The sequence below is a fragment of the Flavobacterium beibuense F44-8 genome (genome assembly GCF_000769915.1).
In the GTDB taxonomy this organism is placed as follows: Bacteria; Bacteroidota; Bacteroidia; order Flavobacteriales; family Flavobacteriaceae; genus Flavobacterium; species Flavobacterium beibuense.
Genome location: NZ_JRLV01000040.1, coordinates 1 through 8963, shown reverse-complemented (window position 1 = coordinate 8963; position 8963 = coordinate 1). Strand labels below are relative to the sequence as shown.

Genomic DNA, 8963 nt, shown 5'->3' with positions numbered 1-8963 from the left:
CTGAACCAACTGAGCTAATCGCCCGATATGTTTGCAATTTCGTCACTTGACCAGTTCCTTATTGCGAGTGCAAATATAGACCGTTTTTTTGTATTTGCAAACATTATTTTAAAAAATTATAAAATTTCTGCTACCACAAATGTACTTCCGCCTACATAAATAAAGTCGGCTTCATCGGCATCTGCCAAAGCATTTCTATAAGCATCTGCTACAGAAGAATATACTTCTCCCTTCAAATCATAACCCAAAAATTTCTCCTGAAGGATTTTTGCATCAAGACCACGCATAACATTTGGTTTACAAAAGTAATAAATGGCATCTTTAGGCATTAACGGTAAAATTCCGGTTAAATCCTTATCGTTTACTACCCCGAAAACAATCCTTAAAACCTTAAATTTTTGCTGCGCTATCTGGCTAAGCACAATTTTTAGTCCGTGACTGTTGTGTGCCGTATCACAAACCGCCGTAGGATTTCGGTTTATTACCTGCCATCTGCCCATAAAACCGGTATTTTTTACCACATTTAGCAACCCGTTTACCAAGGCTTCTTCAGTAATATCAAAATGATGCTTTAAAACATTTATGGTTGCCAAAACTGTTTTCCGGTTCTGCTTTTGGTAGTCCCCGGTCAAATCAGATTCATAAAGCGGAAAGTCAACATCAGAAGCAAAAATTATATCCGACTGCATTTCCTTAGCTTTAGTTTCAAAAACCGTTTTGGTTTCGGGAGTATATTCTCCTATTATTACCGGAACATTATTTTTAATGATGCCTGCTTTCTCAAAAGCTATTTTCTCCAGGGTATCGCCAAGAAACTGAGTATGATCAAAACCTATATTGGTTATAACCGAAACCAACGGAGTTACAATATTGGTAGAATCCAGCCTGCCTCCCATTCCGGTTTCAACAATCGCCACATCCACTTTCTCTTTAGTAAAATAGTCGAACGCCAAACCAACGGTCATTTCAAAAAAACTTAGCTGACTGGCTTCAAAAAACGGCTTATTCTTATCCATGAAATCCATTACGAATTCCTTAGATATATCCTCTCCGTTTATTTTTATACGCTCCCTAAAATCTTTTAGGTGAGGTGAAGTATACAAACCTACCTTATACCCTGCCTCCTGTAATACGGAAGCCAGCATGTTTGATACCGACCCCTTACCGTTTGTACCGGCAACATGAACCGATTTAAACCCGTTCTCAGGGTTATTTAAATGCTTTGCCAGTAACAGCGTATTGGTAAGATCTTTTTTAAATGCAGAAGCTCCCTGTGTTTGATACATGGGCAACTGGTTAAACATCCACTCTATGGTTTCCTGATATGTCATAATAAAAAAATGACAGATAAAAATATCTGTCATTAAATGTATAAATTTTAAAGATGTGTTACACCAGTTGTTTTAAAGCAATTTCAAAAGCAGTGTTGCTTATGTTTAGCTTAGAACTGTTTTGTTCGTGTACTCTTTCAATTGCTTTTCTGATAGTTTCAGATGTATCGTTAAATACAGCCTCATCTGTCATACCTACTTTTTTCTCCATAAAGTAAGCAAATACTCTTGCCATACCACAGTTAGATATAAAGTCTGGAATAAGGCTCACTTTACTGTCTGTCTCCTCCATAATAGGACCAAAGAAAATTTCTTTGTCAGCAAACGGTACGTTAGCACCACATGAAATAACTTCAAGACCAGAAGCGATCATGTTATCAATTTGGTCTTTAGTAACCAGTCTTGACGCTGCACAAGGAGCAAATATTTCTGCACCTGTTTTCCATATCTTATCATTGATTTCCTCAAACGGAATCATATTATCTGCAACAAGCTTATTACCGTCTTTGTTAAGGAAAAGTTCTCTTATTTCTTCAAAAGAGAATCCGTTCTCATTTAGAAGACCTCCGTCACGATCAATAATACCAATAACTTTAGCTCCCATTTCTGCAAGGTAGAAAGCCGCTGCCGAACCTACGTTACCAAAGCCCTGAACGATTGCTTTTTTACCTTTTACATCACCACCGTAAATAGCGTAGAAATGACGTACAGCCTCTGCAACACCATAACCGGTAATCATATCGGCAACAGTATATTTTCTGTTAACATCAGGTGAGAATGTTGCATTCTCTATTACTTTAACAACACCTTGTCTTAACTGACCGATGCGGTTAATTTTATCGGCCTCGCTTGGTTTGAAGTGTCCGTTAAAAACACCTTCCTGCGGATGCCAAACCCCACACTCTTCAGTCATAGGGATTACTTCATGAATTTCATCAACGTTAAGGTCACCACCTGTACCATAGTAACTTTTTAAAAGCGGAGAAACAGCTTTATACCAACGCTGTAGTACTCCTTTTTTTCTTGGGTCAGCCGGATCAAAATTAATTCCTGATTTAGCACCTCCGATAGCAGGTCCCGAAACCGTAAATTTAACTTCCATAGTTTTTGCAAGAGAAAGCACCTCGTTCATATCAAGTCCTTTTCTCATACGGGTACCACCACCGGCAGCACCTCCCCTTAGGGAATTAATCACTGTCCATCCTTCTGCTTCTGTCTCAGAATCTTTCCAGTTAAAAACTATTTCAGGCTGTTTATTTTCGAATTTCTTTAATAAATCTTTCATTCGTTGAATTTTTATAAATCGGCACAAATATATAAAACATATAAATGAGAATTCTGTATTTATCTCATTAATTAGGGAATACAATATGAATTTTCGCCCCTTTACCGGGAGCAGAAATAATATCCAGCTTACCGTTAAGGACTGAAGTACGCTTTTTAAGGTTTCTTAAGCCTATACCTCCCTTAACTTTATCCGGGTCATAACCTATACCATCATCTGATATAGTCAATTCTATCGCATCATAACCTTTCTTTATTTCTACAATAGCATTTTTAGCAACACTGTATTTATTTATATTTTGTAAACCTTCCTGTATTACTCTGTATACATTTACTTTTTGAATATTAGGTAAATTTTCCCAGTTAATATTATCATCTATATCAACATCAAAAATAGTATTGAATTCATTTTTCTGGGTAAGCACAAGCGATTCGATAACATCTTTAAAGCTCTTTTCAAAGAATACCGCATTACGACTAAGATCATGAGACACCCCTCTAATTTCCGACTCCACTGTTTGCAGCTGCTTAATGTACTCCTTCCTTTGCGCTACCGACTCTTCGTCGGTATTCCTGTTTATAAACTCAAGATTAAGCCTAACCGCATATATGTTATTAAGGATTCCGTCGTGCAGCTCCATGGCAATACGACTTTTCTCTTCGGCCCTTGCTTTATCTATTTTAGTTTGCTGTTCAAACATTAACTGGTAAATTTCTTCATTAGCCTTTTGTTGCTCCTGCTCCATTACCAGCTTTTTATTTCTTGAGTTCAGATAATAAATAATAAATACTGCACCTATAAAAAGCAATACCATTGCCGAGACACCTATTATAAACCCATTTCTCTTTACTAAAGCTTCTTTCTCATCTTCAAGCCTTTCTGTCTCATACTCAATACGGGCAAACTTATCTTTATTAGCCTGAGCTACCATTTGCAAACTATCCGTAACCACACTAACCTTCTTATAATAATAAGCACTTTTTGGCTTATCAAAATCCCCTAATAGCTTTAATGAGTTGAGTATTTCAAAATGGCTTTTAATTTCTTTTGCCTTAACATAAGCGTCTTCAAGGTATGAAATTGCCTGTAGCGTATCTTTTTTATAGGCATAATACTCCGCTAAATTCATTTTACTGGATACAATACCGGAAATATTTTTTATACTGTCTCTTATTTCAAGTGATTCAAAAAACATCTCAGGCACTCCCACAAAATCACCTGATTTAAATTTTGCATATGCTAAATTATTAATAAGCTTAGCATACATGGAGGGGTTTGATTCTTTACTTGTATAATTTAAAGCATCTCTAAAAAGTTTTTGAGGCTTTTCATACTCCCCCATATCAACATAAGTAGTCGCCATATTATTATAACAAACCGCCTTATAATAATTTATAAGATCTTCACCATAAACCTCCTTATCAAAAGAAGATAATTGCCTAAAGGCTAACTCATAATAACTAATAGCCTCATCATACATTCCCTGTCCATCGAGAGCTGCTGCTAATACATTATGACAGTTATATATATCCAGACTATTTCTGCCCTGTAAAAGCCCTAGTGCTCTAACTGCTTCGGTTTCACAAAGCTGATAGACTCCCTCGTTATATAAAATATAAGCTTTATATAGCTTGCTTCTACCCAGCTTATTATAATCACCTAACTCCTGGAAAAGTTTTTCAGACTGAGCATAATACACATAAGCTGTATCATTTTCTGATTTACCGTAATAGAAAATATTCCCCAGCATGTACATTGACTGAGCTGCAATAACACTATCGTTAACCTCTTTATTTAACTCAAGGCTTTTCCTTCCGGCCACAAGTGCCTCATCATAGTAGTTATAGTTATAGTATTTTTCACTTACCCATAAATAGTACTTAGGAACACTATCTTTTATAGGGTAATCATCTATTTGCAGATAAATAGAATCAAGCAATTTTTTCTTTAAACTATCCGACTCTACATCAACTACTTTATCAAAAAGAGAAGTTATGTATTTATTTTTATCAGAATAGTTATTGCCATTGTCGTTACAGGAAATAACGGCAACAAACAATAATATAAAAAGGAGTATTTGTTGGAATTTGTTCAAAATTTTTGAGGCTGTAGTGTTAATACTACAGCCTCAAAAATAATATATTTTATTTAATCAAAACAACCTTACATTATTTACCTGTTGCAGTTGGTGGTTTTGGTAATTCTACGTCTCCGTTATCTACCGGTGATACGATTGTTGTATCTCCTGCTGATGTATCCTCTAAAGCACTGTCATCTGTTGAACAAGAAACTGCTGTTAAACCAACAAATGCGATAAGTCCTAAAGTAAAAAGTGATTTTTTCATGGTGTTAAATTTTTTAAAATTGGATAGGTGTTATTTTTTAATATTTTTAATTTGTTTTGCTTTATTTGTTATTTCCTGAAGCAAAACTAAGACTAAATACACCATTCAACACAATGATTTACAGCGGTTTTAGTGAATTACACCCATACACGAGTAACTCGACCGATTTGCAGGGTAAAATGACTTATTATATATTTTCGGGAGCAATTTTTCGGATAATAGTATCAATATTATCCTTAAATGTTTTAGAGAAAGAAACAGATAAATCACTATTATTTAAATAGCATAACGACTTACCGGTATTAATTCTGGTTATATAGTTACTGTTTACTATATAGCTATTATGTATTCTGAAAAAGAAAAACGGCAGGTTTGCCTCATAATGCTTAAGCGTTTTATAAGCCGTAAGCTTTTTACCGTTTTGCAAATGAAAGTCAGTAGTATTATTATCTGCCTTAAGATAAACAATATCGTTAAGCGAAATAAACTGATAATCACCATATGATTTAATACATATAGTATCTCGGGAAGCAACAGGACTTGTTTTCTCAAAACGAAGTAATGTTTTCCTGAGTTCAAAACGGTTAAGTGGTTTTAACAAATAATCAGAAACACCTGCCTTAATTGCATCAAAAGCATGCTTAGTTGTAGAAGTAGTTATTATAAAATAAGGCAGATTATCAATATATTGATGCAGTTCTGTGATAACAGAAAGAGATAGTCCGGTTTTTTTACTTTTTGGGGAAACTTCAATGAATACAAGCATTGGCTGCAAATCAAGTATCTTGTTTACAGCCTCATCTTTACTACTCGCCACCCCTGCACAAAAATATTCCGGAAACTCCTCAAGTCGCGCCAGTGTGTCTTTCGCGCCGATATCTTCATCAACTATGAGATATGAATATTGCACTTTCCTGAAAAAAATGTTAAAAAACCGATGGCAATATATTAAATTTGAAATAGTCGTTTTACGGTTTAACCGTAAAATTTGTTAAATTTGTCCTAATAGACTTGTATATGCAGAGAGATTTAAGAATTCTTATCGTTGACGACCACCCCATGACGGTTAACGGTTACATCAATGTTTTACGCAACGAAAACATTGAGGGACACAATCTTATATTCACCAAAGCGCTGGACTGTCAACAAGCTTACGAGCTTATAACCACCCAGCATTTTGACATTGCGTATCTTGACTTGAGCCTTCCCCCATATGAAGAAAAAAACATCACTTCAGGGCTTGACTTAGGTGTATTGATACGTAAAACGATACCGGATTGTGTAGTTATAATACTAACAATGCACAGTGAAGCTACGTTAGTAGACCGCCTGATAAAAGAAATTAACCCTGACGGCATTTTATGTAAAAGCGACATCGATATTGATGAGTTTGTAAATGCCTTTAAGATTATTTTTGAAGGCGAAAGGTACATGAGCAGCAAAATTGCGAAGTCACTTCGCGACAAAGACTTTGATAAGTACAACCTGGACAATTATGACAGGCAGATACTCATGAGACTAAGCGAGGGGATACTCACAAAAAACATCCCTAACTATGTACCGCTTTCACTAAGTGCCATTGAAAAAAGAAAGGCCAATTTAAAAAGCATGTTTCTTGAAGGTAAAACCGGAGATGACCATGACCTTATTGAAGCCATAAAAAAAATTGGCATTATTTAAACCCCAAAAACAACCCCCGAACTATGATCCCCAAAAGCTCCCGTAACACTGGAAAGTACATTTACTTCTCCCCTTAATTTTAAAACTCCCAATAAACCAAAAATAAGCGCTTCTTTATATTGAATCGTCTTATCATCCGGAACAACAATAGTTGTATCATGCATAAGCTTCTGCATACAATTCAGCAAAAAAACATTGTAGGCACCACCACCGGTAATAAGCAATTTACCCGGAGGCAATGCATTTATTACATCTGCCACTTGCTTAGCAACATGCATCGTGAAAGTATGAAGTACATCTTGTACCTGAGCATCATATTTTTCTATTAACGGCAGTAAAACTTCTTTTACATATTCAAAACCTAATGACTTAGGATATGATTTTTTATAAAACTCAAGCTCGTTAAGTTCGGTATACATTTCAACAACCATCTTACCTTTTGCAGCTATTTTACCCCCATCATCATACGGCAAGTCAAGCTTACCTGCATAATAATTAAGTACTGTATTCACCGAACAAATATCAAAGGCAACACGCTTACCATTATCTTCAAACGAAATATTAGAAAAGCCACCCAGGTTAAGGCAGTAACTATAGTCACTAAATAGCAGCCTGTCGCCTATAGGAACCAGCGGAGCTCCCTGCCCTCCCATTTCCACATCCTGCACCCTAAAATCACAAACAGTAGTTATACCTATCTTTTTTGCCAACTCCTGCTTATTACCTATTTGAAGTGTGAAACCATTTTGCGGCTGATGCAAAATTGTATGCCCGTGCGAACAAACCGCATCAAGACCTTTTATTGCATTATCCTCAATAAAGGTTTTTATAATACCTGATAGTAACAAGGTATATTCATCGTTGAGTTTTTCAAGCATTTCTTTAGTGTAACCTACTGCTTCCTTAAGCCTGCCTACCCACTCATTACTATAAGCAACTGTTTGACATTCAAGCATATTATAAACCCAAACACCATTTTTATAATTGAAAATAATATGGGCTAAATCGACTCCGTCAAGCGAAGTTCCCGACATAACTCCTAAAACGTTATAGTTTTCTCTAATCATGTGCTAAAATTAAATAATGATATTGAAAAATTCACATTAAATAATTACTTTTGGGCGCAATAAAACAAAATTACAATATTTAGATAGTTATGGATTTTAAACTTACTGAAGAGCACCTAATGATTCAGAAGGCAGCAAGAGACTTTGCTCAAAATGAATTACTTCCGGGTGTAATAGAGAGGGATGAAAAACAAATTTTCCCTACAGAGCAAATCAAGAAAATGGGAGAGCTTGGCTTCCTAGGTATGATGGTAGACCCAAAATATGGTGGTAGCGGATTAGACGCAGTTTCTTACGTTATCGCTATGGAGGAGATTTCTAAAGTTGATGCTTCTGCTTCAGTAGTTATGTCTGTAAATAACTCTCTTGTATGCTGGGGACTTGAAACTTTTGGTACAGAAGAGCAAAAACAAAAATACCTTACCCGTTTAGCTACAGGTGAGATAATTGGAGCTTTCTGTCTTTCTGAACCGGAAGCAGGAAGTGATGCTACTTCTCAAAAAACAACAGCAATTGACAAAGGTGATCACTACCTGTTAAATGGTACTAAAAACTGGATAACAAACGGTAGTACTGCCGATGTTTATCTTGTAATAGCTCAAACTGATATTGAGAAAAAACACAGAGGTATCAACGCCCTTATTGTTGAAAAAGGAATGCCGGGTTTTGAAATTGGAGCTAAAGAGCAAAAATTAGGTATCCGCGGATCAGACACGCACTCATTAATGTTTACTGACGTTAAGGTTCCTAAAGAAAACAGAATAGGCGAAGATGGTTTTGGTTTCAAATTTGCCATGAAAACCCTTTCAGGAGGTAGAATCGGTATCGCTTCTCAGGCATTAGGTATCGCTTCAGGAGCTTACGAACTTGCTCTTAAATATTCTCAGGAAAGAAAAGCTTTTGGTACAGAAATCTTCAACCACCAGGCTATTGCATTCAAACTTGCCGATATGGCTGTACAAATTGAGGCAGCACGCCACCTTTGTATGAAAGCAGCATGGGATAAAGACAACCACAACAATTATGATGTAAGCGGCGCTATGGCAAAACTTTACGCTTCTCAGGTTGCAATGGATACCACTATTGAAGCCGTACAAATACATGGCGGTAACGGTTATGTGAAAGAATACCATGTAGAAAGACTTATGCGTGATGCTAAAATCACCCAGATTTATGAAGGAACTTCAGAAATCCAAAAAATTGTAATTTCAAGATCACTTATAAACAAATAAGAATCTTACTTATACATAAAGTA

At 36.0% G+C, this 8963-nt stretch carries 8 protein-coding genes; 2 read left to right on the top strand and 6 right to left on the bottom strand.

The annotated features are described in order from the left end of the window. Nucleotides 1-116: 116 nt before the first annotated feature. The 5 genes from Q763_RS17135 to Q763_RS17120 form a co-directional block, all read right to left on the bottom strand. Nucleotides 117-1331: a bifunctional folylpolyglutamate synthase/dihydrofolate synthase gene (locus Q763_RS17135; protein ID WP_035136291.1), complete on the bottom strand. Its 1215-nt coding sequence runs from the start codon at nucleotides 1329-1331 to the stop codon at nucleotides 117-119. A 58-nt stretch (nucleotides 1332-1389) separates the two neighbouring features. Beyond that, the gene (locus Q763_RS17130; RefSeq protein WP_035136290.1) at nucleotides 1390-2616 is read right to left on the bottom strand and encodes a Glu/Leu/Phe/Val dehydrogenase dimerization domain-containing protein; all 1227 of its coding nucleotides are present in this window, start codon (nucleotides 2614-2616) and stop codon (nucleotides 1390-1392) included. A 67-nt stretch (nucleotides 2617-2683) separates the two neighbouring features. Continuing rightward, nucleotides 2684-4711, bottom strand: coding sequence for an ATP-binding protein (locus tag Q763_RS17125; protein ID WP_157499524.1), 2028 nt, complete (start codon nucleotides 4709-4711; stop codon nucleotides 2684-2686). Nucleotides 4712-4784: 73 nt separating this feature from the next. After that, the gene (locus Q763_RS17870) at nucleotides 4785-4961 is read right to left on the bottom strand and encodes a hypothetical protein (RefSeq protein ID WP_157499522.1); all 177 of its coding nucleotides are present in this window, start codon (nucleotides 4959-4961) and stop codon (nucleotides 4785-4787) included. Between the two features lie 187 nt (nucleotides 4962-5148). After that, nucleotides 5149-5871, bottom strand: coding sequence for a LytR/AlgR family response regulator transcription factor (locus Q763_RS17120; protein WP_035136289.1), 723 nt, complete (start codon nucleotides 5869-5871; stop codon nucleotides 5149-5151). 107 nt (nucleotides 5872-5978) lie between these two features. On the opposite strand from Q763_RS17120, the gene Q763_RS17115 reads away from it, so the two are divergent. Next, a complete protein-coding gene (locus Q763_RS17115) occupies nucleotides 5979-6641 on the top strand; it encodes a response regulator (RefSeq protein WP_035136288.1) in 663 nt (220 codons plus the stop codon). On the opposite strand, the gene Q763_RS17110 is transcribed toward Q763_RS17115, so the two are convergent. Next, nucleotides 6638-7708, bottom strand: a complete 1071-nt coding sequence (locus Q763_RS17110) for an anhydro-N-acetylmuramic acid kinase (RefSeq protein WP_035136287.1) — start codon at nucleotides 7706-7708, stop codon at nucleotides 6638-6640. The two genes, Q763_RS17115 and Q763_RS17110, sit on opposite strands and share 4 nt — an antisense overlap. Nucleotides 7709-7797: 89 nt before the next feature. On the opposite strand from Q763_RS17110, the gene Q763_RS17105 reads away from it, so the two are divergent. Then, nucleotides 7798-8940: an acyl-CoA dehydrogenase gene (locus tag Q763_RS17105; RefSeq protein WP_035136286.1), complete on the top strand. Its 1143-nt coding sequence runs from the start codon at nucleotides 7798-7800 to the stop codon at nucleotides 8938-8940. Nucleotides 8941-8963 lie beyond the last annotated feature (23 nt).